Genomic DNA, 24,658 nt, shown 5'->3' with positions numbered 1-24,658 from the left:
AAACAACAGCAAGTGATAGCCGGTAACAGGGAGTAAAAATTAAGTCAGGAATAAGAACTAATAGAATGAAAAATGGCGGGTCGTTGCGCCGACACGATAATAGCCGGTTCCGGCGCAGAATATTACGCCCGTTCAGTGGACGGCAGGTGTTGAGCTTTAGGCAAATCTTCCCAGGCCAGAATGGTATTTCTTCCCTGATTTTTGGCCACATATAATGCGCGGTCCGCATTCGCCACCGCCTGGTCAAATTCATTATCATAAATAGGCGCAATACCGGCGCTGATGGTGACATGGGTCGAGACTTTTTCGTTAAAGCGATGAGGGATTTCTAAATCAACCACATACTGACGAATCCGCTCTGCCAGTTTCATCGCAATGGAACTGTTAACGTTGGTCATTAATACCAGAAACTCTTCGCCGCCATAGCGGGTCACCACATCACGCGAACGCACCGCATCACGAATCGCCACCGAGACCCGCGCCAGCGCCTGGTCACCCATCGCATGACCATAATTATCGTTGTAGGCTTTAAAATGATCGATATCCAGCAGCAGCACATAATGACTGCCTGCATGGTTTTCCAGAATATTGTCGAGCCGGTTTTTCAGCCCGCGGCGGTTATACAGGCCGGTGAGCGGATCGAGCATACTGAGGTCGCTGAAGGCCTCTTTCTCCTGATAGAGCTGGTGCATCAGGCGCAGGGTAAAGTTATCGGCGCGGCGGCGCATCAGGTGCTGGAGCGAGAAACCGATCAGCGGCAGCGCGATGTTGAGCAGGATCAGCGGCAGATGTTCACCCTTGTCCAGCAGCAACACGGTTAACACCGGCGGCGTGATATGCAGGCAAAAGGCCAGCAGATGATCGCTGAGGGCAATGGCGCTGATAAAAAAGACGCTGAGCAAACTGATAATCAGAAAACCGCCATCAAAATAAAAGATTTGATTAAAGCGATAGTTAATGTGCCAGGCCCACAGTACGCCCAGTATAAAGGCAACCGGATTTAATAGCGGTAATTGTACTTTAGGGCGAATTAAGCAAAGGCATAAAATGGCGCTGCTAAAGATAGCCACCAATATTACCGGTAACGTCATTTCACTCTGCTTTATCGGCGTCAGACAAAATAGCGAGATAACAGCGTTAAGGAACAACAAAAGCATGAGCGAAAGTCGATATTTGCTGTGTTTCAGCTCTTCATAAGAGTGTAATTTCATTATAAATACTCGTTACGGCCCTGAAATATCAAAGCGCAAGCCGGCAAAACTTTTACCGGACGGTGAGCAAATTATTGCTGTTATTAAAAGTGTTATCGGCCGCAATCTAGCATTTTCCAACTGGTCTGTCATCTTCCGGACCGGACCCGACAAAAACAGGCTGCACAAGGCACAGAAGTGTCATATGATAATGGGAATGCTTATCATTTGAGGTGTGGATCATGGGGATGGCTATCATTGCCGCCTGCGGCCTGTGGGGATTTAGCTGGGTGATGGGGAAAAAACTGGACAGTGCCTGGGGCGTGCTGCTGCCATGCGCCGCCATGCCATTATTTGCCTTGTGGGGGCCGAGCTTCAGCCAGTGGCGGCTGGTGATGGTTGTTGCGCTACTGATGACGATTGTGATGCTGTTTAATCAACGCTTACGCCACTATCTGCTGCTGCCATCATGTCTGGCATTAGCGGGCGGACTGGCGGCGGTATCGGTGAATTTTCACCTGAATTAACGACAGGAAATGGCGAAAGAATGCGTACAGGATGGACAGAACAGAAAGGATTACAGCAGGAAGATGACAACGTTGGTGCGAAGAGAGGGACTTGAACCCTCACGTCCGTTAAGACACTAACACCTGAAGCTAGCGCGTCTACCAATTCCGCCACCTTCGCATCGAGTTGTCTGTTCATATCACCGCAATGGTGCGAAGAGAGGGACTTGAACCCTCACGTCCGTTAAGACACTAACACCTGAAGCTAGCGCGTCTACCAATTCCGCCACCTTCGCGCAGTGCTCGCGATATGAAACTTGTGATTTTGGTGCGAAGAGAGGGACTTGAACCCTCACGTCCGTTAAGACACTAACACCTGAAGCTAGCGCGTCTACCAATTCCGCCACCTTCGCATACCCGTAACACGTTGAGAATGTTACAACCACGGAGGCGCATTCTAGAGATTTTACTCTTTGCGTCAACAACTATTTCGTCGGGCTGAAACGATCGCTGTAAAAAGCAACGTTTTCAGCCCGGCAAAGCGGTTAACGGCGGGAAAAGGCCTTAGCGCGTTTTCGCTCCGCGACCATAGACGGCGCGATACACTTTAAAGCGGCCGGTTTGTGCGATCACTTCATGGCTGCCGAACGTTTCATCCAGCACCTGTGGATAGGGCAGGAAGGTGTTAGCAACGATACGCAGTTCACCGCCGGTGTTGAGATGCTTCACTGCGCCACGAATCAGCGCCTGTGCGGCGTCAAGGCTGGTCTGAGTGCCTTCATGGAACGGCGGATTCGAGATGATCATGTCGAAGCGACCGGTCACATCAGAGAAGACGTTGCTGGCGAACACTTCGCCTTCCAGACCGTTGGCAGCCAGCGTGGCTTTACTCGCTTCAATCGCCGCGGCGTGGACGTCGCACAGCCACAGACGCACTTTTGGCGAACGCGCCGGCAGCGACGCGGCAAGCACACCCGCACCGCAACCGATATCCAGCACTTTACCTTTGGTATGTGCGGTAAAGGTCGACAGCAACAGCGCACTGCCGCTATCCAGACCGTCACGGCTGAATACGCCAGGCAGAGTATGAATGGTCAGATCGTTGAGCTGATAAGTATGACCAAAGGTGCTGGCATCAAACTCAGGCTGTTTGTCGAGGCGACCGTGGTAAAGGCCACAGCGGCGTGCGCTGTCGATCTTCTCCAGCGTGACCCACTCTTCCAGCATCCCTTCAGCGCTGCGCACGCCGCTGCGGTTTTCACCCACCACAAAGACATCGCAGCCCACCGGCAGCAATGACAGCAGGTTCTGCAGCTGGAACTGCACTTCGGGTTTGTTCTTGGTCCAGAAATAGACCAGCGTATCGCAACCCTGCACATCCTCCGCCTGCGCAACCAGTCCATAACGCGCCTGTTCGCCCATGCGGTGGCTCAGGTTTTGCCAGTGATGATATTGCTGGGTATGAACGCGCGAAGAGGCGGTCTCCAGCTGAGCGGGCAGGTCATCCTGCAGATCGCCAGCAAACAAAACGTGGCGGGCGGTAAATTCATCACTGTGGCGCAGAATGACTTCGCTGGCCGGGGTAAAAGCAGACATGTAGGGCTCCTGTAAGATCTGAGCGGCGATTATAGTGGTTTGTTGGCGCATGTTCGATGGGTTTGCTAGCATAGCGTCGCATTCAGGCAGCAGAACAGGTAACACCATGACGTCCAGGCGCGACTGGCTTTTACAGCAAATGGGAATTACGCAGTATCAGCTGCGCCGCCCGCGCGTGCTTCAGGGCGAAATTGCGGTCACGCTGGCACCGGACACGCAGCTGATTATCGTGGCTGACACACCGCCCGGCCTGCACGAACCGCTGATGCGCGACGTGCTGCATACGCTGAATCTGCAACCCACTCAGGTAATGACCGTGACGCCGGACCAGCTGCAAATGCTGCCGGAAACGCTCAATTGCGCAGGCTGGTTGCTTGGGGTCGAGAGCGAACAGACCTTTAACGGCGTGGCATTAACCAGCGCCTCCTTCAATGAACTGATCAGCAGCGGCGCCGCCAAACGCGCGCTCTGGCAACAGATGTGTAACCATGACAGCCATCTCTTTTCTCACCCCTGACGATCGGGCGCAGGCCTTTGCCATTGAGCGTCGTAGTTACGCCTTTCCCTGGAGTGAACAGACGTTTGCCAGTAACCAGGGCGAACGCTTTCTCAATCTGCGACTCGATGTGGACGGTCAAATGGCCGCCTTCGCTATCACTCAGGTGGTACTGGATGAAGCCTCGCTGTTCAACATTGCGGTCGATCCCGCCTGGCAGCGCCGGGGATTTGGCCGTCAATTGTTACAGCATCTGATTGATGAACTGATTAAACGCGACGTGCTGACGCTGTGGCTGGAAGTGCGGGCCTCAAATCTGCCGGCAATTGCGCTCTATGAGCAACTGCAGTTTAACCAGGTCAGCCGCCGTCCCAACTATTATCCCACCGCCAGCGGTCGCGAAGACGCCATCATCATGGCGCTGACGCTGTAGTGGTGTTAAGGAGCTTTGATGTTAGATAACTGGGATTGCATCCTGTTTGATGCTGACGATACCCTTTTTCATTTCGACGCCTATGCCGGATTACAGCGACTGTTTGCTGGCTACGACGTGCAGTTTTCCGACCAGGATTACGCCGATTATCAGGCGATTAATAAGCCGCTGTGGGTCGATTATCAGAACGGCACTATTTCGGCGCTACAGCTGCAGACCCAGCGCTTTAATCACTGGAGCGAAAAACTCAGCGTGGCACCGGAGATCCTCAACAGCGGCTTTCTTACGGCGATGGGCGAGATCTGCACGCCGCTGCCGGGCGCGGTCAGCCTGATGAACCGGCTGCATGGCCGGGTGAAGATGGGCATCATCACCAACGGTTTCACCGCGCTGCAACAGACGCGGCTGGAGCGTACCGGTTTTCGTGATTACTTCTCGGCGCTGGTGATCTCGGAACAGGTGGGCGTGCCGAAACCGGCCGCAGAGATCTTTGATTATGCGCTGAAGCAGATGGGCAACCCGGATCGTCAGCGGGTGCTGATGGTGGGGGATACTCCGGAGTCGGACATTCTCGGCGGGATGAATGCCGGTCTGAAAACCTGCTGGCTCGATCACGGTACCCGTCCGCTGCCGGAACATATTCATCCGACCTGGCAGGTCAAATCGCTGAGTGAACTGGAAGCCCTGCTGGCCGGTTAATGCGGGATGCCTCGCAAAGCCGCACGCTGATTGCTAAAAAGGCCCGTCTGACGGGCCTTTTCAGTTGTATTATCGCGCGGTGGGATCAGCGACGAGGCGCTACTCTTTTTTCTCGTCTTCCTCATCGCGATCTTCTTTCACCGGCGTACTGGCGGTGAGCAGAAACGGCGACTGCTGCCAGCGGGTCCGGCGATGGCGCAGCAGGGTGCGGGAGAGAATAATGCCGATCGCCAGCGCCAGCAGCATCATCAGGCGCAGAATGTTGGTGGTGTTATCCACCTGGCGCGATTCGGTGACCAGTACGTGGGTATCGAGCGTGACGCGCAAAAAGCCGAGCGGGCCATCATTACCGGCCAGCGGCTGGACAATCTGATGATTGAAATAGCTGCCGGCGCGTTTGCCATCCAGCGCCAGCCGGTCGCGCACATTGATATTTTCACCGCTGTGCGCCACTAAGCTGCCGTCGCCGTCATACACCGAGGCGTCGAGGATGCGGCTGTTGGCGGTCATCTGATTGAGAATGGCTTCAATCTGGTTGCGGTTATTTTCGCTGTTATCCATCAACGGCTTCAGGCTGAACGCCACCTGATTGGTCAGGGTATGCGCCAGCTCCTCGACCTGTTCGGAACGCGCCATTTGATGGCCGAGACTGAACCAGGAAGCGCCCTGCATCAGGACCACCAGCAGCGCCATTGAGATCAGCACAATCACCGTGCGATGTAAGCGAAATTTTAGTGCGGTTTTAGCCATCAATAATCCGTGTCACGTCACAACAGAAAGCCTGGAGATTATGTTGCCAGAAGCGGCGCAGACAAGGTAGCCTCTTGCGTGGTTTTGTTGTCCCTACAGGAGCTGTGATGCCAAATCGTTTAACCTGGTGCGATCTGCCCGCCGATGTCTCTCTCTGGCCGGGTTTGCCCCTTTCCCTTAGCGGTGATGAAGTGATGCCGCTGGATTATCGCGCTGGCCGGACTGGCTGGCTACTGTACGGCCGCGGGCTGGATAAGCAACGGCTGACCGACTACCAGCATCAGCTGGGTGCCGCGATGGTGATCGTCAGCGCCTGGAACGTCGATGAGTATCAGGTGATTCGCCTGGCGGGCTCGCTAACGCCGTTCGCCAGCAAACTGGCGCATGATGCCGGGATGGACGTGGCGCCGCTGGGTAAAATTCCGCACCTGAAAACGCCGGGCCTGTTGCTGATGGATATGGACTCCACCGCGATTCAGATCGAGTGCATCGACGAGATTGCAAAACTGGCCGGCAGTGGCGAGCGGGTGGCAGACGTCACCGAACGCGCAATGCGCGGCGAACTCGACTTCACCGCCAGCCTGCGTGAGCGGGTGGCGACCCTGCAAGGGGCCGATGCTAATATTCTGAAGCAGGTGCGCGATGCGCTGCCGCTGATGCCGGGCCTGACCACGCTGACGCAAAAACTGCAGGCGCTGGGCTGGCAGGTCGCGATCGCCTCGGGCGGCTTTACCTATTACGCCGAATACCTGCGCGACAAGCTGCATCTTTCAGCGGTAGTCGCCAATGAACTGGAAATCCGCGACGGCAAACTCACCGGCAACCTGCTGGGACCGATTGTCGACGCACAATACAAAGCCGACACGCTGAAAAAGCTGGCGCAGCGTTTTGACATCGCGCCGGAACAGACCGTGGCGGTTGGCGATGGGGCCAATGACCTGCTGATGATTAAAGCCTCAGCGCTGGGCATTGCCTACCATGCGAAACCTAAGGTGAATGAGCAGACTGCGGTCACCATTCGCCATGCCGATTTAATGGGGGTGTTCTGCATCCTCACCGGCAGCCTGATCCACGAAGAGCGTTAACTGAGGTATTGATTTGGCCAAAGCGGCAAAACGCGCATTTGTCTGTAACGAATGCGGCGCAGACTATCCACGCTGGCAGGGGCAGTGCAGCGCCTGTCACGCCTGGAACACCATCACCGAGGTGCGGATCGCCGCCTCGCCTGCTGCGGCGCGTAACGAGCGTCTGAGCGGTTACGCGGGCAGCGCCGGTACCAGTCGGGTACAGAAGCTGTCTGAAATCAGTCTGGAGGCGTTACCGCGCTTCTCGACCAGCTTCAAAGAGTTTGACCGGGTGCTCGGCGGCGGCGTAGTGCCGGGCAGCGCCATACTGATCGGCGGCAGTCCGGGAGCCGGTAAATCGACGCTGCTGCTGCAGGTCATGTGTCGCCTGTCGGAAGGGATGAAAACCCTGTACGTCACCGGGGAAGAGTCGCTGCAACAGGTAGCGATGCGCGCCCATCGTCTGGGATTACCGACCGAAAACGTCAATATGCTGTCGGAAACCAGCATCGAGCAGATCTGCCTGATCGCCGAGCAGGAGCAGCCACAGCTGATGGTGATTGACTCGATCCAGGTAATGCACATGGCGGAGATCCAGTCTTCGCCGGGCAGCGTGGCGCAGGTGCGAGAAACCGCCGCCTACCTGACGCGCTTCGCCAAAACGCGCGGCGTGGCGATCATCATGGTCGGTCACGTCACCAAAGATGGTTCGCTGGCCGGTCCCAAAGTGCTGGAGCACTGTATCGACTGTTCAGTGCTGCTGGATGGCGATGCCGATTCCCGCTTCCGCACCCTGCGCAGCCATAAAAACCGGTTTGGCGCGGTGAATGAATTAGGCGTGTTTGCCATGACCGAGCAGGGGATGCGTGAAGTCAGCAACCCGTCGGCCATCTTCCTGTCGCGTGGCGAAGAGGTCACTTCCGGCAGCTCGGTCATGGTGCTGTGGGAAGGAACGCGTCCGCTGCTGGTGGAGATTCAGGCGCTGGTGGACCATTCGATGATGGGCAATCCGCGGCGCGTGGCGGTGGGGCTGGAACAGAACCGCCTGGCGATTCTGCTGGCGGTGCTGCACCGTCATGGCGGGCTGCAGATGGCGGACCAGGATGTGTTCGTTAACGTGGTCGGCGGCGTCAAAGTCACCGAAACCAGTGCTGACCTGGCACTGATGCTGTCGATGGTGTCGAGCCTGCGCGATCGCCCGCTGCCGCAGGATCTGGTGATCTTCGGCGAAGTGGGGCTGGCAGGCGAAATCCGGCCGGTCCCCAGCGGTCAGGAACGTATCTCCGAAGCGGCAAAGCATGGCTTTAAACGGGCCATTGTGCCGGCTGGCAATGCACCGAAAAAACCGATTGATGGAATGCAGGTTTTCAGCGCGAAGAAGCTGGCGGATGCGCTGGCGATTCTGGACGACCTGTAATGCGCCTGACGCCCGCTGATGGCGTGCCGTCAGCGGGCGAGGAGACGCGTTCAACCTTAACCGCATTCACGCAGGAGGCACGACATGTCGTCGTTTGATTATCTGAAAACGGCCATTCGCCAGCAGGGTCACACGCTGCAACAGGTCGCTGACGCCAGCGGCATGACCAAAGGCTATCTGAGCCAGTTGCTCAATGCCAAAATCAAAAGCCCCAGCGCGCAAAAGCTGGAAGCGCTGCATCGCTTTCTCGGGCTGGAATTTCCGCGTCGTGATAAAACGGTTGGCGTGGTGTTTGGCAAGTTTTATCCGCTGCACACCGGGCATATCTATCTGATCCAGCGCGCCTGTAGCCAGGTGGATGAGCTGCATATCATCATGGGCTATGACGAGCCGCGCGATCGTGAGCTGTTTGATAACAGCGCCATGTCGCAGCAGCCGACGGTCAGTGATCGGCTGCGCTGGCTACTGCAAACCTTCAAATACCAGAAAAACATCCGCATCCACGCCTTCAATGAAGAGGGAATAGAGCCCTATCCGCACGGCTGGGATGTCTGGAGTGAAGGCGTCAGCGGCTTCCTGAACGAGCACGGCATCACCCCGGATTGCATTTATACCAGTGAAGCGCCCGATGCGGAGATGTATCAGCAGCATCTGGGGATTCAGACGATACTGGTCGATCCCAACCGATCCTTTATGAGCATCAGCGGCGCACAGATCCGCCAGGACCCGTTCCGTTTCTGGGAATACATTCCGACCGAAGTGAAGCCGTTTTTCGTGCGTACCGTGGCGATCCTCGGCGGCGAGTCGAGTGGTAAATCGACGCTGGTGAATAAGCTCGCCAATATTTTCAACACCACCAGTGCCTGGGAATATGGCCGCGACTATGTCTTTTCGCACCTCGGTGGTGACGAAATGGCGCTGCAATATTCTGACTACGACAAGATTGCACTGGGTCAGGCGCAGTACATCGACTTTGCGGTCAAATATGCCAACAAGGTGGCGTTTATCGACACCGATTTTGTCACAACTCAGGCGTTTTGCCTGAAGTACGAAGGGCACGAACATCCTTTCGTTCAGGCCCTGATCGACGAATATCGCTTCGATTTAGTGATTTTGCTGGAAAATAATGTGCCGTGGGTGGCAGACGGATTGCGCAGTCTCGGCAGCTCCGTCGACCGCCGCGAATTTCAGTCGATGCTGGTGACGATGCTGCGTGAAAACAATATCGATTTCGTTCATGTGCGGGAAGATGACTACGACACCCGTTTCCTGCGCTGCATTGAAGTGGTGAAAGGGATGCTGGGCGAGAAGAACGCCCAGCCCTGAAGCGAAAAGGGGACCGTGGCGGGTCCCCTTGCCAATTAATAAACCATCACTACTTTGCCACACATGTGGCCTTCCAGTACCCGCTGATGGGCCGCTTTCAGCGTCTCAACGCTTAATCCCTGCAGCGTCTCGCTCAGGGTGGTTTGCAGCTTACCTTCATCCAGCAGTGCCGCCACGGCATCCAGAATTTCACCCTGACGCGCCATATCCGGCGTATTAAACATGCTGCGGGTATACATCAGCTCAAAGTGCAGTGCTGCGCTTTTCAGCTTCAGCTGATCCATCGACAGCGGATGCTCGTTCTCCACGATGGTGCAGATATGGCCCTGCGGCGCGATCAGCTTCGCCATGGTTTCCCAGTGACCGTCGGTATCGTTGAGGCAGAAGATATAATCGACCTGCTTGATCCCCTGTTTTTCCAGTTCACCCGGCATATCTTTATAGTTGATCACCAGATCGGCACCGCGATCGCGGCACCACTGCGCCGAATCTTCCCGGGAGGCGGTAGCAATGACTTTTACCTTGCTGTGCAGCTTCGCCAGCGGGATCGCCAGCGATCCGACACCGCCTGCGCCACCGACGATCAGCAGCGTTTGATCTTGGCGGGCAGCGGTCAGATTCAGCCGCTCAAACAGTCCTTCCCAGGCGGTCAGCGCCGTCAGGGGGATCGCCGCCGACTGCGCCCAGTCGAGGCTCTTCGGCTTGTGGCCGGTAATGCGTGCGTCGATCAGCTGCTCGGTGCTGTTACTGCCGGGACGGGTCAGATCGCCAGCATAGTAGACTTCATCGCCCGGCTTAAAATTGCTGACTTTGCTGCCGACTTCCAGCACCACGCCGCTGGCATCCCAGCCGAGAATACGGGGCACCTGCAGCCCGTTTTTGACCGCGCCTTTGTGAACCTTGGTATCAACCGGATTCACCGAGGCGGCTTTAACCTCAACCCGCAGGTCATACTCGCCTGGCGTTGGGGTTTCAGGAAAGATTTCAATAAAGTTTTCAGGACTCTCTGGATTAATAGCAATAGCGCGAATAGACATAGTGATTCTCCTGTGTGATTACGCTAAGTGTAGAACCTGGATTTAGCGGTGATAAGATGGACAATCTTTCATAGAGTGTTCGTCTGAGGTGAACAATGGCGTTTCGTCAGTGGCAGGACATGGCGCTTTTTGCGCTGGTGGCGGAGTGTGGCAGTTTTACTGCTGCGGCGGAACGCGCGGGGTTGCCAAAATCGAGCGTCAGTCAGCGCATCAGCCAGCTGGAGCAGCGGCTTGGCATCCGGCTGCTGAACCGTACCACTCGCCAGCTTAATCTGACCTTTGCCGGAGAACGCTATCTGCTGCACTGTCAGGAGATGATGCAGGCCAGCGAACGCGCCGATCAGGCGATCGCCAGCCTGCGCGAGAATCCCAGTGGCCGGCTGCGTATCACCAGTCCGGCCGGCATTGGCGCCACGCTGCTGGCGCGCTGCAATGCGGCGTTTTTACAGCTTTATCCCGACGTAACGCTGGATGTCTCGATCTCGGATGATATGCGTGATCTGGTGCAGGAGGGGTTTGATGTAGCGCTGCGTACCGGTCAGCCGCAGGAGTCATCGCTGATTGGTCGTCGGGTCGGCTATTGCCAGCGCCTGCTGGTGGCCTCGCAACACTATCTTGATCGGCATCCGCCGCTGGTGCATCCGCAACAGCTGGCTGCGCATCGCTGCATCGCCCATCGCGCCTGGAACGAGTGGGTATTACAGCGTGACGATGAGTATTATCGCTGGCTGCTGCCGCCGGGCCATCTGACGGATAATTTAATCTACGCCCGTGAATCTGCGCTGGCAGATGCTGGCATTACGCTGTTGCCGCATTTTCTTACCGACGGTGCGATGGCGGACCCGCGTCTGGTGCCGGTGCTGCCGGACTGGCAGATGGAAGGGAATGAACTGTGGCTGGTCTATCCGGGACGTAAACTCAACTCGCCGGCGCTGGCGCGCTTTGTTGAGTTCGCGCTGCTATCCCCGGTGTTCAGGGATTTTTATCGCTGACTTTTATATAACAGGAATTACATTAACTTATAAGTTTGATACCTGTAGCAGAAAATTATATTTCATTAAATATGATGATGTTTCCTGTGGTTCTCAGAGGAAGAGGATTTTTATGAAAGCTCAAAATTTAAAGACTGCATGTATCAAAACCTTATCAAAAAGTGAGCTTTACGATCAGCGAGAGTTTAATGGCGTAACGGCTCTTAAAAATATTCTGGGTGATGAAAATAGGGTGATTGAAACTACTTTTATCCTTAGGGGCAGTAATGTCAGCTGCAATGCATCCGTTACCTGGTATGATGCCAGAGAGTCACATGAAACTCGTTCCGAGTTCCGACTTTACTATGAAAGCAATCCGATAACAGAACTGGCGGTTCCCGGAGATAATATTGTGATTGGTTTTGATAAAAAGAATATATTCACCTGCATTTTATTTAAAAAAATGATGAGGAGCATCAAGGGATTATTGAACAATGGACTCGGATTTATTAATTTAATAAAAAAGGGAAGCACTCGCTTCCCTTTTTAACATCAATCACGCTGCGATTACTTAATCATACGCTTGTACTTGATACGCTTCGGCTCCAGCGCTTCGGCGCCAAGGGTGCGCTTCTTGTACTCTTCGTATTCGGTAAAGTTACCTTCGAAGAATTCGATGTTGCCTTCATCCTGATAGTCCAGGATGTGGGTCGCGATACGGTCCAGGAACCAGCGGTCATGCGAGATCACCATCGCGCAACCCGGGAACTCCAGCAGGGCGTTTTCCAGCGCACGCAGGGTTTCAATGTCCAGGTCGTTGGTCGGTTCATCGAGCAGCAGCATGTTGCCGCCAACCTGCAGCAGCTTGGCGAGGTGCAGACGACCGCGCTCACCGCCCGACAGTTCACCGACGCGTTTGCCCTGATCGACGCCTTTAAAGTTAAAGCGACCGACATAGGCGCGGCTTGGCATTTCGGTGTTGCCGATACGCATGATGTCCTGACCGCCGGAGACCTCTTCCCATACGGTTTTGGAATTGTCCATGCTGTCACGGAACTGATCGACTGACGCCAGCTTGACGGTATCGCCGAGCACGATGCTGCCGGAATCAGGCTGTTCCTGACCGGACATCATGCGGAACAGCGTCGATTTACCGGCGCCGTTCGGACCGATGATGCCGACAATCGCCCCTTTCGGTACCGAGAACGACAGATCGTCAATCAGCACGCGGTCACCGTACGATTTACGCAGATTGCTGACTTCCAGCACTTTGTCACCCAGACGTGGGCCAGGCGGAATAAACAGTTCGTTGGTTTCGTTACGCTTCTGGTATTCGGTGTTGTTCAGCTCTTCGAAGCGCGCCAGGCGGGCTTTACCCTTAGACTGACGGCCTTTAGTGCCCTGACGAACCCACTCCAGCTCTTTCTCAATCGACTTGCGGCGGGCCGCTTCAGACGAGGCTTCCTGCGCCAGACGGGCATCTTTCTGCTCCAGCCAGGAGGAGTAGTTGCCTTCCCACGGGATGCCTTCGCCGCGGTCCAGTTCCAGAATCCAGCCCGCCACGTTATCAAGGAAGTAACGGTCGTGGGTAATCGCCACTACGGTACCTTCGAAGTCGTGCAGGAAGCGTTCCAGCCAGGCGACAGATTCGGCGTCCAGGTGGTTGGTAGGTTCGTCGAGCAGCAGCATGTCTGGCTTTTCCAGCAGCAGACGGCAGAGTGCGACGCGGCGACGTTCACCACCGGAGAGCGTGGCGACTTTCGCATCCCAGTCTGGCAGGCGCAATGCATCCGCAGCGCGCTCCAGCTGAGTATTCAGATTGTGACCATCGTGTGCCTGGATAATCTCTTCCAGACGGCCCTGTTCAGCGGCCAGTTTGTCAAAGTCCGCGCCTTCTTCGGCATACAGCGCGTAGACTTCGTCGAGACGTTTTAACGCGCCAACCACTTCAGACAGCGCCTCTTCAACCGACTCACGCACGGTGTGTTCCAGGTTGAGCTGCGGCTCCTGCGGCAGGTAGCCAATCTTAATGCCTGGCTGCGGGCGCGCTTCCCCTTCGATATCTTTATCGATGCCGGCCATGATGCGCAGCAGGGTGGATTTCCCGGCACCGTTCAGGCCGAGGACGCCGATTTTCGCGCCAGGGAAGAAGCTAAGGGAGATGTTCTTCAGGATGTGTCGCTTCGGCGGAACCACTTTGCCGACGCGGTGCATGCTATAGACGAATTGAGCCACGTTGTATTGAGCCTCTGGGTCTGTTGGTCATTGGGATGATGTCGAAGTTTAGCCTTTTTCACCGTCTAATCACAGCCGGGGCGCGGCGAATTTCCGACGTGTGCCGCAGTTCGGCCTGACTGCCTGATTTCCGCGCAGCCGATAATGCACAGGCGTTTTGTCGGAAAAGGGGACCGGACGCGCCATCAGCGTCTCGCTGGCGGGATGCAGTTCCGGGGAGTGGCAAGAGTAACGTGAACGGCTGACGGCGAAGTATTCTGCCGCCGTCAGGCAGACCTTTACGGCAGGCGCAGCGGAATCGCCTGTTGCGCCAGCCAGTTTTGCAGAGCCTGATCGGGTGCGCTGTCACTCACCAGCAGATCAAAGCGGCGCAGTTCGGCGATGCGGGCAGGCAGCACCTTGCCATATTTACTGCTGTCAGCCACCAGAATGCACTGGCGCGCCCGACGCATTGCGTGATGCTTCATCGCCAGCTCATTGATGTTGTAGCAGGTCGCGCCCTGATCTTTATCGATCCCGGCCGCTGAGATAAACGCCAGGGTCGGACAGAGATCGTCGAGGATCGAATGGGCGCCGATCGGCGTAAACAGCGCGTTGTCGGCATGAAATTCGCCGCCACTGAGGATCACGTTACAGGCCGGTTTCTCTTTTAACGCCAGGAAGGTGTTCATAGCGCAACAGATCGCGGTAAACGGCAGCGCGTCTGGAATGGCATCGACGACGTAGGGCAGGGTGGTGCCGCAGTCAAAAAACACCGTGTCATTTTCACCGATCAGGCTGGCGGCAGCCTGTGCCAGCCGCTGTTTTCTGGCCGCATTCTGGCCGTGCTGGTCGGTGACAAAGTAGTGGCCGGCGTGGCTTTTTGGATCGCTGACGATATAGCCGCCCAGCAGCACGACGCTGGAGGCCGGCTCGGTCAGATCGCGGCGGATAGTCATCTCTGACACGCCAAGCAGCTGCGCCGCGTCTTTCAGATGCAGTTTATCGGTGCGTTTAAGCGCCTGCGTCAGCTTATGAATACGTTCGTCGCGCCGGGTTTCCATGTTCATCTCTGTCTGTTGAGTATCCTGCTGGGCTGATTGAGGGACCGGAAACCGGCGTAATCATCGCGACAAACCTCACAGATTTTAAGGGGTTGCGTCCTCTCCGCCAGGCTGATTTTCAATCTTACCTGCAATTGCTAAACCCCGCAAACCTCCAGCGCCGTCGCCCGGCGGTGGCCTTTCAGCCGCCAGGCCGCGACCCTGGCGGCAGTCTGCTCTGCTGTCTGATTGTTACAATCGTAACACGATAACCGGCCTTAATTCGGCCAGAACAGCAGAAACCGCCCCTTCAGGATGTGGTTTTTATCACATATTTAACCAACAGGAATTGTTATTGTTACTTTTATAACATTTGCTGGTTAAAAAACATCCGGGAGAAAACAGTCATGGATATCGCAGTCATCGGCTCAAATATGGTCGATCTGATTACCTATACCAACAGCCTGCCGAAAGCGGGCGAAACCCTTGAAGCGCCCGACTTTGCCCTTGGCTGTGGCGGTAAAGGCGCTAACCAGGCCGTCGCGGCAGCGAAAATGGGCGGCAAGGTGATGATGGTCAGCAAGGTCGGTGATGACCTCTTTGCCCCCAACACCGTGGCTAATCTGCAACAGCAGGGCGTGGACACGCGCTTTGTCACCACCGCACCGGGCACCTCCAGCGGCGTCGCGCCGATCTTTGTCGATGACCAGTCGCAGAACCGCATTCTGATTATCAAAGGCGCCAACCAGCAGCTGAAGCCGGCCGATATCGACGCTGCCGCAGAGGCGCTGAAAGCCTGCCAGCTGATCATCCTGCAGCTGGAGATCCCGCTGGAAACGGTCTATTACGCCATCGATTTTGCCCGTCAGCATCAGATCACCGTGATCCTTAATCCTGCGCCAGCGGTGGCCGATCTCGACATCCACTACGCCTGCAAGTGCGACTTCTTTATGCCTAACGAAACCGAGCTGGAGATCCTCACCGGGCTGCCGGTCAGCAGCGATGATGAGGTGATCCTCGCCGGACAGTCGCTGTTAAAGCGCGGACTGAAAAACCTGATCATCACGCTCGGCAGTCGCGGCTCGGTCTGGATGAGCGGCGATAGGGTGCATCGGGTGGCCGCCACGCCGGTTCAGGCCGTCGACACCAGCGGCGCGGGCGATGCTTTTATTGGCTGTTTTGCGCACCTGCTGGTTAAAACCGGTGATGTCGCGGCCGCCATGACCCAGGCGTCGGCCTATGCCGCCTGCAGCGTCACCGGACGCGGCACCCAGCGCGCCTATCCCGACGCAGAGAGTTTTCAGCGCTTTCTTAACCTTCACTGAGGTCACGCTATGCAACAGAATATTGTTCAGCAATCTGATGGCTATCTGAATAAAACGCCGCGCTTTCAGTTCATCCTGCTGTCGTGCCTGTTTCCGCTGTGGGGCTGCGCTGCCAGCCTCAACGATATCCTGATTACCCAGTTTAAAAGCGTGTTCGCGTTAAGCGACTTTGCCAGCGCGCTGGTGCAGAGCGCCTTTTATGGCGGCTATTTTCTGATTGCGATCCCGGCGTCGCTGGTGATCCGCAAAACCAGCTACAAGCTGGCGATCCTGACCGGCCTGGCGCTCTACATCCTTGGCTGTGTGGCGTTTTATCCCGCCTCGCACATGGCGACCTACACCATGTTTCTGGCGGCGATCTTTGCTATCGCCATCGGCCTGAGCTTTCTTGAAACCGCCGCCAACACCTACAGCTCGATGATTGGCCATCGCGACCACGCCACGCTGCGGCTCAATATCAGCCAGACCTTCTATCCGATTGGGGCGCTGATGGGCATTGTGCTGGGTAAATATCTGGTGTTCCAGGATGGCGACAGCCTTGAGAGTCAGATGGCGTCCATGACCGCAGAGCAGGCGCACGCGTTCCGCCTGACGATGCTGGAACATACGCTGGAGCCCTACAAATATCTGGTGATGGTATTAGTAGTGGTGATGCTGCTGTTTATGTTTACCCGCTATCCGCGCTGCAAACCGCAAAGCAACGAATCATCGCTGCCTTCGCTGGCGGAGACCTTTCGCTATCTGGCGACTAACCGCCATTTTAAACGCGGCATCGTGACGCAGTTTCTCTATGTCGGGATGCAGGTCGCAGTCTGGTCGTTCACCATTCGGCTGGCGCTGACGCTGGGTGCGACTAATGAACGTCACGCCTCCAACTTCATGATCTACAGCTTTATCTGCTTCTTTATCGGCAAGTTCGTGGCGAATTTCCTGATGACCCGTTTCCGCGCCGAGAAGGTGCTGATCGCCTATTCGGTGCTGGGCGTGCTGACGCTGGCGTATGTGATGCTGGTGCCGAACTTTACCGCCGTCTACGCCGCCGTGTTCGTCAGCGTGCTGTTTGGTCCCTGCTGGGCGACCATTTACGCCGGAACCCTGGCGACGGTCGATAATAAATATACCGAAGTGGCCGGTGCGTTTATCGTGATGGCGATTGTCGGTGCTGCATTCGTCCCGGCGCTGCAGGGGCTGGTGTCTGATCTGGCTGGCTCAATGCAGCTGGCGTTTGGCGTCTCGCTGCTTTGCTTCGCCTGGGTCGGCTTTTACTTCTATGGCGAGCTGCGCCATAAGAAACCGGTGTCTGGCGGTCGTCTGCTGGAGGAGGCATCATGAAAACCCGTTTACCGTTACGCCGTGAGCAGTTCCATTTTACCCCTGAGGTGTTGCTGGAGAGCGATGACTTCCGGGTGGTGCTGTTTCGCTACCCGGCGGGGATTGAAGCGGTGCGCATACATAACCGGCGCGGCAGCGTGACCATACTGCCGTTTCTCGGTCAGATGATCTGGGACGTGCAGTTCGACGATCATAACCTGACCATGGGCAACAGCTTTAAGCAGCCGCTGCCCGGCGATTCGATCATCGATACCTACGGCTGCTTTGCGTTCCACTCGGGATTGCTGGCGAACGGCTGCCCGTCGCCCGAGGACAATCATCCGCTGCACGGTGAGATGGCCTGCGCCCGGATGGAGAGCGCCTGGCTGGTGCTGGAGGATCAGACGCTGTCGCTGGAAGGGGAGTGTGAATATGTCAAAGGCTTCGGCCATCACTACCTGGCGGCACCCGCCGTCCGCATTCAGGCCGATCGGCCCCGGCTGACGATCGCGATGACGGTGACTAACCTGGCTGGCGCGCCGATGCCGCTGCAGTATATGTGTCATCTTAACAGCGTGTGGATCGATCAGGGACGTTTCCGGCAGTCGATCCCCGAACAGGCTTTTCAGCTGCGTCGCTCGATCCCGGCCCATCTCAAACCAACGCCTGCCTGGCGCGACTACACCGCGCAGCTGGCTGCCGATCCAAAGGCGTTACAGCAACTCGATCAGCCGCAGCTGTGCGATCCGGAGATCGTCTTTTTCGCCGACGATCTGCCGCAGTATGGCGATGAGGTGCAGTTTGAGCTGCACGCGCCGGCGGGCTACGCCCTGATGACGCGCTTCTCTACCGCGCAGTTTCCTCACGCCACCCGCTGGCTGCTGCACAACGCCGATCAACAGGTCGCGGCCTATATCCTGCCCGCCACCTGTCGGCCGGAAGGCTTTCTGGCGGCGCAGCAGGCCGGCACCCTGATCACCCTGGCCAGCGGCGAACAGCGCCACTTCTCCGTCGAGACCGGCTTGCTGTAAGCGCGATGCGCGGCCTTAAATCGCCACCAGGCCGCGCACGCCATCGGCTTCCATGCTGTCGCCGCGGCCACGCTGCACGATTTCGCCGCGCGACATCACCAGATAGCTGTCCGCCAGTTCAGCGGCAAAATCATAAAACTGCTCAACCAGCAGGATCGCCATATCTCCGCGCTGCGCCAGCTGGCGGATCACCGCCCCGATCTCTTTGATCACCGACGGCTGGATCCCTTCAGTTGGCTCATCCAGGATCAACAGCTGTGGGCGGCAGGCCAGCGCCCGGCCGATCGCCAGCTGCTGCTGCTGACCGCCGGAGAGATCGCCGCCGCGGCGTGATTTCATGGCAAACAGCACCGGGAACAGCTGGTAGATCTCATCCGGGACCTGACGTGCCTGCGATGCCGGAAAGCGGGACAACCCCAGCAGCAGGTTCTCCTCCACCGTCAGCCGCGGAAATATCTCCCGGCCCTGCGGCACATAGGCGATGCCGGACTGCACCCGCTGGTGCGGTTTACGGCCGTTGAGCTTCTGCTGCTGCCAGTGGATCTCGCCCGATTTCGCCGGAATCAAGCCCATCAGGCACTTCAGCAGCGTGGTTTTCCCCACGCCGTTGCGGCCCAGCAGGCAGGTGATCTCACCGACTTTCACCTCAAACGACAGGCCGCGCAGAATATGACTGCCGCCATAATATTGATTCAGTTCAGTAACCTGTAACATTTCAGCGCCCCAGATAAACGTCGATCACCTGCTCATTGGCCTGCACCTCGCGCAACGAGCCTTCGGCCAGTACCTGTCCCTGATGCAGCACCGTGACGTGGTCGGCAATGGTTTCGACAAAGCCCATATCATGCTCCACCACCATCAGCGAATGCTTACCCGCCAGATTGCGAAACAGCTCGGCGGTGTAGTCCGTTTCGGCATCGGTCATGCCCGCCGCCGGTTCATCCAGCAGCAGCAGATGCGGCTCCTGCACCAGCAGCATACCGATCTCCAGAAACTGCTTCTGACCGTGCGACAGCAGGCCCGCTCGACGCTGCCGTTCAGCGCCGAGCCGCAACAGCTTCAGCACCTCATCAATCCGATCCTGCTGCTCGCCACTGAGGCGAGCGCGCAGGCTGGCCCACACCGATTTGTCAGCCTTCAGGGCGATCTCCAGGTTCTCAAACACGGTTAACGCTTCAAACACCGTCGGCTTCTGGAACTTACGGCCGATCCCGGCGCGGGCGATCTCCACCGGCGACAGGCGGGTAAGATCGCTGTCCTGATCGTAGATTACCCGGCCGGAATCGGGCCGCGTCTTGCCGGTGATCACGTCCATCAGCGTGGTTTTGCCCGCGCCGTTAGGGCCGATCACGCAGCGCAGTTCGCCGACGCCGATCTGCAACGAGAGATCGGTCAGAGCGCGGAAGCCGTCGAACGAGACGCTGATCTTCTCCAGCTGCAGTACCGGATCGCGCTGCGCCCGATGGCGATCCGCCGGGTGAGGTTGGGTAAAGAGTGCGTCAGTCATGTTTCCTCCGGCGCAGCAGGCCAATCACGCCGTGCGGCAGAAAGAGCGTCACCAGGATAAACATCAGGCCGAGGAAAAACAGCCAGTATTCCGGAAACGCGACGGTGAAAAAGCTGCGCGCGCCGTTCACGATCGCCGCACCCAGCAGCGGACCGATCAGCGTACCGCGACCGCCCAGCGCCACCCAGATGGCGGCTTCAATTGAGTTGGCTGGCGACATCTCACCGGGATTAATAATCCCGACCTGCGGCACGTAAAGCGCTCCGGCCAGCCCGCACAGCATCGCCGACAGCGTCCAGACAAACAGCTTAAAGCCGCGCGGATCGTAACCGCAGAACATCAGACGGTTTTCGGCGTCGCGCACCGCGGTCAGTACCCGGCCAAACTTGCTGCGCGCCAGCGCGAAGCCGATCGCCAGGCTCAGCAACAGCAATCCTACCGTCGCGATAAACAGGCCGATGCGGGTGCCGGTCGCGCTGACTGAAAAGCCGAGCAGGGTGGTAAAGCCGGTGAAACCGTTGTTGCCGCCAAAGCCGGTTTCATTGCGGAAAAACAGCAGCATACCGGCGTAGGTCAGCGCCTGGGTGATGATGGAGAAGTAAACGCCTTTGATGCGGGATCGAAAGGCAAAAAAGCCAAATACCAGCGCCAGCAGGCCCGGCGCCAGTACGCTGAGGCAGAGCGCCCAGGCGAAGTGCTCGGTCCCGCTCCAGAACCACGGCAGCTCACGCCATGACAGAAAGGACATAAAGGCCGGTAGGCCTTCGCCCGCCGCCTGGCGCATCAGGTACATGCCCATCGCGTAGCCGCCCAGGGCGAAAAACAGACCGTGCCCCAGCGACAGCAGACCGGCGTAGCCCCACACCAGATCGAGCGCTACCGCTACTACCGCATAGCAGAGGATTTTGCCGACCAGCGTCAGGGTATAGGTGGAGATCGCCAGCGGATGACTGGCTGGCAGCAGTGCCAGAAACGGCATCACCAGCAGCGCCAGCGTCACCACCAGGCCGATGCTGAGCGTCAGGCGCGGCGCTTTGCGCGCAGCACGGAGCGTCATGGGTTGCGTCATCAGTCAGTCACCCTTCCTTTCACCGCAAACAGCCCCTGAGGACGTTTCTGGATAAACAGCACGATAATCACCAGAATCAGGATCTTGCCGAGCACCGCGCCAATTTGCGGCTCCAGCACTTTATTGAGAATGCCGAGGCTGAAGGCGGCAACCACGGTGCCCGCCAGCTGGCCGACGCCGCCCAGCACCACCACCAGAAACGAGTCGATAATGTAGCCCTGGCCGAGTTCCGGTCCGACGTTGCCGAGTTGCGACAGCGCCACGCCGCCCAGACCGGCAATGCCGGAACCCAGGCCAAACGCCAGCATATCGACGCGACCAGTCGGCACGCCGCAGCAGTCCGCCATGGCGCGATTCTGGGTCACGGCGCGCACGTTCATGCCAAGACGGGTGCGATTCAGCAGCAGCCAGGTGAGCGCCAGCACAAACACCACAAACAGGATCACCGCGATGCGGTTCCACGGCAGCACCAGGTTAGGCAGGACCTGCAATCCGCCCGACAGCCATTGCGGATTCGCCACTTCGAGGTTTTGCGCCCCGAACAGCATCCGCACCGCCTGGATCAGCATCAGGCTGATTCCCCAGGTCGCCAGCAGCGTCTCCAGCGGGCGACCGTAGAGATGGCGGATCACCGTGCGCTCCAGCGCCATCCCGATTGCGGCCGTCACCATAAACGCCACCGGCAGCGCCAGCAGCGGATACCAGGCTAAATAGTGCGGGGCAAACTGCTGAAACAGGCTCTGTACCCACCAGGTGGCATAGGCACCGAGCATCAGCATTTCGCCGTGCGCCATATTGATCACCCCAAGCAGGCCGTAAGTGATCGCCAGCCCCAGCGCCGCCAGCAGCAATACCGAGCCCAGCGACAGACCGCTGAACGCCTGGCCCAGCAGATCGCCCCACATCAGGCGTTTCTGGATCTGTTGCAGGCTGTCGGCGGCGGCGGCGCGCACCGTGGCGTCCGGTTCATTCGTCGGCTGGGTTAAGCGTTGCAGGCTGGCCTGGGTATTGGGATCGCTGGACTCACCCAGCAGCGTCACCGCCTTGAGCCGCACCATCGGCTGGGCATCCGCCAGTTGCAGGTTAGCCAGCGCCAGCGTCAGCGCGGCATGTACCCGGCTATCTTTTTCGGCCGCCAGCCGCTGCTCAATCAGCGGCAGCTGATCGGCCGCGCCATCATTTTGTAGCTGTCGTGCAGCACGCAGCCGCAGATCGGCATCGTCACTCACCAGCTGGTGGGCCGCCAGTGCGCCGTTAATCAGCACCCGCAGCCGGTTGTTGATAAACAGTTTTTTCAGAGGGCCGTCTGGCTGTGGCTGGGCATCCAGCGGCAGCAGCCTGTTGCCCTGCTGGCTGAACGGTTGTTTATTCTGGTCGATGACCACGCTTTCGGCATTCAGCGCTTCCAGCAGCGGTAACCGGCTGCTGTCTGGCGCGGCGGCCCACTGTTGCAGCAGTGTCGCCTGCTGGCTGCGGCTGGCAGCGGCGAAGTCGGCCGCCGGTCCGGCGCTGGCAAGCAGCGGCATCAGCAGCAGCAGGCTGAAAAGGCAGCGGCAAAGGTTCATAGAGAGGACCTCGTTAAAGAGATAAGCGGCAGACGATCTGCGTTGTGCCATCTACGCAGCGGGGCGCCGGTCTGCAAAGCCGCAGGCCGGCACCTGACGCACTTACTGCGCGGCTTTCATCGGGTGATCCGGTTTCTTATCATTACCGGCAATGTACGGGCTCCACGGCTGCGCGCGTACCGGCTGATCGGTCTGCCACACCACGTTGAACTGGCCGTTCTCTTCCACTTCGCCAATCATCACCGGCTTATGCAGATGGTGGTTGGTCTGATCCATGGTCAGGGTAAAGCCGTCTGGTGCCTTAAAGGTCTGACCGGCCATCGCCGCCCGCACTTTATCCACGTCGGTGGTACCGGCTTTTTCTACCGCCTGCGCCCACATATGAATGCCGACATAGGTCGCTTCCATCGGATCGTTGGTTACTACCGTCGCGGCGTTTGGCAGGTTGTGGGCCTTCGCATAGGCGCGATAGTCGGCGACAAATTTCGCGTTGGTCGGGTTATCGATCGACTCAAAATAGTTCCAGGCAGCTAGCTGACCGACCAGCGGTTTGGTATCGATACCGCGCAGCTCCTCTTCGCCGACCGAGAAGGCCACCACCGGAATATCGGTGGCTTTAATGCCCTGATTCGCCAGCTCTTTATAGAAGGGAACGTTGGAGTCGCCGTTGATGGTGGAGACCACCGCCGTTTTGCCGCCGGCAGCAAACTTTTTGATGTTGGCGACGATGGTCTGATAATCGCTGTAACCAAACGGCGTGTAGACCTCTTCGATATCTTTATCCTGTACGCCTTTGCTGTGCAGGAAGGCGCGCAGGATCTTATTGGTGGTGCGCGGATAGACATAATCGGTGCCGAGCAGGAAGAAGCGTTTCGCGCTGCCGCCATCCTCGCTCATCAGATATTCCACCGCCGGGATCGCCTGCTGGTTAGGCGCTGCGCCGGTGTAGAACACGTTAGGTGACATCTCTTCACCTTCATACTGCACCGGATAGAACAGCAGGCCATTCAGCTCCTCAAACACCGGCAGCACCGATTTACGCGATACCGAGGTCCAGCAGCCAAACACCACGGCCGCTTTATCCTGGGTCAGTAACTGCCGCGCCTTCTCGGCAAACAGTGGCCAGTTGGAGGCGGGATCGACCACCACCGGCTCCAGCTTTTTCCCCAGCACGCCGCCTTTGGCGTTGATCTCATCAATGGTCATCAGCGCCACATCCTTCAGTGGCGTTTCCGAAATTGCCATGGTCCCGGAGAGGGAATGCATAATACCGACCTTAATGGTGTCAGCCGCCTGAGCACTCCAGGCGAGACCCATGCTGGCAACGGTAGCGGAAAGCGCGAAAGCCTTGAGCAATGAACGTCTTTTCATGGTGATAAAACCCCTAATTGTGATGTTTGTTATTCAATGGGTTGAAGCCGGGCCTGCTGGAGTCGGTGCAAAGTAATTTTCCTGACTTCCGCCTTGCTGACGGCGATATGGTCGGTCAGGATGCGTTGTGCCTCCTCGGTCTGTTGCTGAAAAATCGCCTGTAAAATCTGTTCATGCTCCTGATAGGTCGCGGTTATCCGATCGTCAGAGGTGAAGTCGAGACGGCGGATGATGCGGATTTTCTCCGTCAGCTCAGCGTGAATACGCGCCATCTCCGGATTGCCTGCGGCGGCGACCAGCGTCATGTGAAACGCCTCATCATGTTGTGACACGGTAAGGCCGGCAGTCAGCCGCTCGTCCTGGCACCAGAAGCGTGTCAGCCCGCTTAACAGGGCGCTGCACTGCGCGGCGGGCAGGGCGCACAACCGTTTCACCGCCTCACACTCCAGCACGGTACGCAGGTCATACAGCGACTCGAACCAGGCAAAATCGAAATTCCTGATCTGCCAGCCGCTGCGGAACCACACCTCAACGAAGCCTTCACGTTCCAGCCGGAACAGCGCCTGACGGACCGGGGTGCGGCTGACCGCCATGCGACCGGCAATTTCACTTTCGCTGAAGCGGTCGCCGGGCATCAGGCGAAAGGCAAAAATCTCCTCCTTCAGCGCCTGATAAACCCGTTCCGCCAGCGCTTCCGGCCGGACTTTCGGGGTGGGAGAATGCATCGTCATCGTGAC

Annotated in this window: 24 protein-coding genes and 3 tRNA genes; 12 read left to right on the top strand and 15 right to left on the bottom strand. The window is 57.6% G+C overall.

The window, feature by feature from the left end; genetic code table 11:
* Nucleotides 1-122: 122 nt before the first annotated feature.
* On the bottom strand, nt 123-1,211 hold the full coding sequence (locus tag WFK59_RS12125; RefSeq protein WP_233985375.1) for a GGDEF domain-containing protein: 1,089 nt from the start codon (nt 1,209-1,211) through the stop codon (nt 123-125).
* A gap of 221 nt (nt 1,212-1,432) precedes the next feature.
* Between WFK59_RS12125 and WFK59_RS12120 the strand changes: the two genes are divergently transcribed.
* Nucleotides 1,433-1,717, top strand: a complete 285-nt coding sequence (locus WFK59_RS12120; RefSeq protein WP_233985374.1) for a DUF1435 domain-containing protein — start codon at nt 1,433-1,435, stop codon at nt 1,715-1,717.
* A 73-nt stretch (nt 1,718-1,790) separates the two neighbouring features.
* Here the strand turns inward: WFK59_RS12120 and WFK59_RS12115 are convergent.
* The 4 genes from WFK59_RS12115 to rsmC all read right to left on the bottom strand — a co-directional run bounded on the left by WFK59_RS12115 (nt 1,791) and on the right by rsmC (nt 3,292).
* Nucleotides 1,791-1,877, bottom strand: a tRNA-Leu gene (locus WFK59_RS12115).
* A gap of 28 nt (nt 1,878-1,905) precedes the next feature.
* Nucleotides 1,906-1,992, bottom strand: a tRNA-Leu gene (locus WFK59_RS12110).
* 30 nt (nt 1,993-2,022) lie between these two features.
* Nucleotides 2,023-2,109: transfer RNA gene (locus WFK59_RS12105), tRNA-Leu, on the bottom strand.
* A gap of 151 nt (nt 2,110-2,260) precedes the next feature.
* Nucleotides 2,261-3,292 carry a 16S rRNA (guanine(1207)-N(2))-methyltransferase RsmC gene (rsmC, locus tag WFK59_RS12100; RefSeq protein WP_233985373.1) on the bottom strand — a complete coding sequence of 344 codons (1,032 nt, stop codon included), beginning with the start codon at nt 3,290-3,292 and terminating at the stop codon, nt 2,261-2,263.
* 106 nt (nt 3,293-3,398) lie between these two features.
* Between rsmC and WFK59_RS12095 the strand changes: the two genes are divergently transcribed.
* From WFK59_RS12095 to yjjG, 3 genes are read left to right on the top strand one after another with little or no spacing between them, the layout of a single operon-like run.
* Nucleotides 3,399-3,809, top strand: coding sequence for a DNA polymerase III subunit psi (locus WFK59_RS12095; RefSeq protein WP_233985372.1), 411 nt, complete (start codon nt 3,399-3,401; stop codon nt 3,807-3,809).
* Nucleotides 3,781-4,221 carry a ribosomal protein S18-alanine N-acetyltransferase gene (gene rimI / locus WFK59_RS12090; RefSeq protein WP_336755880.1) on the top strand — a complete coding sequence of 147 codons (441 nt, stop codon included), beginning with the start codon at nt 3,781-3,783 and terminating at the stop codon, nt 4,219-4,221. The genes WFK59_RS12095 and rimI overlap by 29 nt, the downstream gene beginning before the upstream one ends.
* Nucleotides 4,222-4,239: 18 nt before the next feature.
* Entirely contained in the window at nt 4,240-4,920 is a 681-nt protein-coding gene (gene yjjG / locus WFK59_RS12085; protein WP_233985370.1) for a pyrimidine 5'-nucleotidase, read from the top strand.
* 99 nt (nt 4,921-5,019) lie between these two features.
* Here yjjG and WFK59_RS12080 read toward each other — a convergent pair whose 3' ends face one another.
* A complete protein-coding gene (locus tag WFK59_RS12080; protein ID WP_094119192.1) occupies nt 5,020-5,670 on the bottom strand; it encodes a YtjB family periplasmic protein in 651 nt (216 codons plus the stop codon).
* A 107-nt stretch (nt 5,671-5,777) separates the two neighbouring features.
* On the opposite strand from WFK59_RS12080, the gene serB reads away from it, so the two are divergent.
* The 3 genes from serB (at nt 5,778) to nadR (ending at nt 9,477) form a co-directional block, all read left to right on the top strand.
* Nucleotides 5,778-6,755: a phosphoserine phosphatase gene (gene serB / locus WFK59_RS12075; RefSeq protein ID WP_233985369.1), complete on the top strand. Its 978-nt coding sequence runs from the start codon at nt 5,778-5,780 to the stop codon at nt 6,753-6,755.
* Between the two features lie 13 nt (nt 6,756-6,768).
* Nucleotides 6,769-8,151: a DNA repair protein RadA gene (gene radA, locus WFK59_RS12070; RefSeq protein WP_031376046.1), complete on the top strand. Its 1,383-nt coding sequence runs from the start codon at nt 6,769-6,771 to the stop codon at nt 8,149-8,151.
* An 84-nt stretch (nt 8,152-8,235) separates the two neighbouring features.
* Nucleotides 8,236-9,477 (top strand): multifunctional transcriptional regulator/nicotinamide-nucleotide adenylyltransferase/ribosylnicotinamide kinase NadR, encoded by a 1,242-nt coding sequence (gene nadR / locus WFK59_RS12065; RefSeq protein WP_336755879.1) that lies wholly within the window; start codon nt 8,236-8,238, stop codon nt 9,475-9,477.
* Between the two features lie 35 nt (nt 9,478-9,512).
* On the opposite strand, the gene WFK59_RS12060 is transcribed toward nadR, so the two are convergent.
* The gene (locus WFK59_RS12060; protein WP_336755878.1) at nt 9,513-10,514 is read right to left on the bottom strand and encodes a zinc-binding alcohol dehydrogenase family protein; all 1,002 of its coding nucleotides are present in this window, start codon (nt 10,512-10,514) and stop codon (nt 9,513-9,515) included.
* Nucleotides 10,515-10,609: 95 nt separating this feature from the next.
* Here WFK59_RS12060 and WFK59_RS12055 point away from each other — a divergent pair, with 95 nt between their 5' ends.
* Together WFK59_RS12055 and WFK59_RS12050 are read left to right on the top strand one after the other, a co-directional pair.
* Nucleotides 10,610-11,506: a LysR family transcriptional regulator gene (locus WFK59_RS12055; RefSeq protein WP_336755877.1), complete on the top strand. Its 897-nt coding sequence runs from the start codon at nt 10,610-10,612 to the stop codon at nt 11,504-11,506.
* Nucleotides 11,507-11,618: 112 nt separating this feature from the next.
* A complete protein-coding gene (locus tag WFK59_RS12050) occupies nt 11,619-12,035 on the top strand; it encodes a type II restriction endonuclease (protein WP_336755876.1) in 417 nt (138 codons plus the stop codon).
* A gap of 17 nt (nt 12,036-12,052) precedes the next feature.
* On the opposite strand, the gene ettA is transcribed toward WFK59_RS12050, so the two are convergent.
* Both ettA and deoR read right to left on the bottom strand, forming a co-directional pair.
* Nucleotides 12,053-13,720, bottom strand: coding sequence for an energy-dependent translational throttle protein EttA (gene ettA, locus WFK59_RS12045; RefSeq protein ID WP_233985366.1), 1,668 nt, complete (start codon nt 13,718-13,720; stop codon nt 12,053-12,055).
* A 278-nt stretch (nt 13,721-13,998) separates the two neighbouring features.
* Entirely contained in the window at nt 13,999-14,763 is a 765-nt protein-coding gene (gene deoR / locus WFK59_RS12040; RefSeq protein WP_336755875.1) for a DNA-binding transcriptional repressor DeoR, read from the bottom strand.
* A gap of 386 nt (nt 14,764-15,149) precedes the next feature.
* Between deoR and rbsK the strand changes: the two genes are divergently transcribed.
* Genes rbsK through WFK59_RS12025 form a run of 3 tightly spaced genes read left to right on the top strand, consistent with a single transcriptional unit; the run spans nt 15,150 to nt 18,409 of the window.
* Nucleotides 15,150-16,067, top strand: coding sequence for a ribokinase (gene rbsK / locus WFK59_RS12035; RefSeq protein WP_336755874.1), 918 nt, complete (start codon nt 15,150-15,152; stop codon nt 16,065-16,067).
* Nucleotides 16,068-16,076: 9 nt separating this feature from the next.
* Nucleotides 16,077-17,399: an L-fucose:H+ symporter permease gene (fucP, locus tag WFK59_RS12030; RefSeq protein ID WP_233985363.1), complete on the top strand. Its 1,323-nt coding sequence runs from the start codon at nt 16,077-16,079 to the stop codon at nt 17,397-17,399.
* Nucleotides 17,396-18,409 (top strand): aldose 1-epimerase family protein, encoded by a 1,014-nt coding sequence (locus tag WFK59_RS12025; protein WP_336755873.1) that lies wholly within the window; start codon nt 17,396-17,398, stop codon nt 18,407-18,409. Before fucP ends, WFK59_RS12025 begins: the two co-directional genes overlap by 4 nt.
* A 15-nt stretch (nt 18,410-18,424) precedes the next feature.
* Here the strand turns inward: WFK59_RS12025 and urtE are convergent, their stop codons facing one another.
* From urtE to WFK59_RS11995, 6 genes are all read right to left on the bottom strand, one after another.
* Nucleotides 18,425-19,123, bottom strand: coding sequence for an urea ABC transporter ATP-binding subunit UrtE (urtE, locus tag WFK59_RS12020; RefSeq protein ID WP_069728458.1), 699 nt, complete (start codon nt 19,121-19,123; stop codon nt 18,425-18,427).
* Nucleotide 19,124: 1 nt separating this feature from the next.
* The gene (urtD, locus tag WFK59_RS12015; RefSeq protein WP_233985361.1) at nt 19,125-19,916 is read right to left on the bottom strand and encodes an urea ABC transporter ATP-binding protein UrtD; all 792 of its coding nucleotides are present in this window, start codon (nt 19,914-19,916) and stop codon (nt 19,125-19,127) included.
* A complete protein-coding gene (gene urtC / locus WFK59_RS12010) occupies nt 19,909-20,985 on the bottom strand; it encodes an urea ABC transporter permease subunit UrtC (RefSeq protein ID WP_233985360.1) in 1,077 nt (358 codons plus the stop codon). Before urtC ends, urtD begins: the two co-directional genes overlap by 8 nt.
* A complete protein-coding gene (gene urtB, locus WFK59_RS12005) occupies nt 20,985-22,550 on the bottom strand; it encodes an urea ABC transporter permease subunit UrtB (protein ID WP_233985359.1) in 1,566 nt (521 codons plus the stop codon). Before urtB ends, urtC begins: the two co-directional genes overlap by 1 nt.
* Before the next feature lie 102 nt (nt 22,551-22,652).
* Nucleotides 22,653-23,921, bottom strand: a complete 1,269-nt coding sequence (gene urtA / locus WFK59_RS12000; protein ID WP_233985358.1) for an urea ABC transporter substrate-binding protein — start codon at nt 23,919-23,921, stop codon at nt 22,653-22,655.
* 29 nt (nt 23,922-23,950) lie between these two features.
* A complete protein-coding gene (locus WFK59_RS11995; protein WP_233985357.1) occupies nt 23,951-24,652 on the bottom strand; it encodes a GntR family transcriptional regulator in 702 nt (233 codons plus the stop codon).
* Nucleotides 24,653-24,658: the final 6 nt, after the last annotated feature.

The sequence above is a fragment of the Pantoea sp. USHLN298 genome, assembly GCF_037149395.1.
In the GTDB taxonomy this organism is placed as follows: Bacteria; Pseudomonadota; Gammaproteobacteria; order Enterobacterales; family Enterobacteriaceae; genus Pantoea; species Pantoea astica.
Note: the sequence above shows the minus strand (reverse complement) of the source record. Positions and strands in the feature narration are given on the sequence as shown.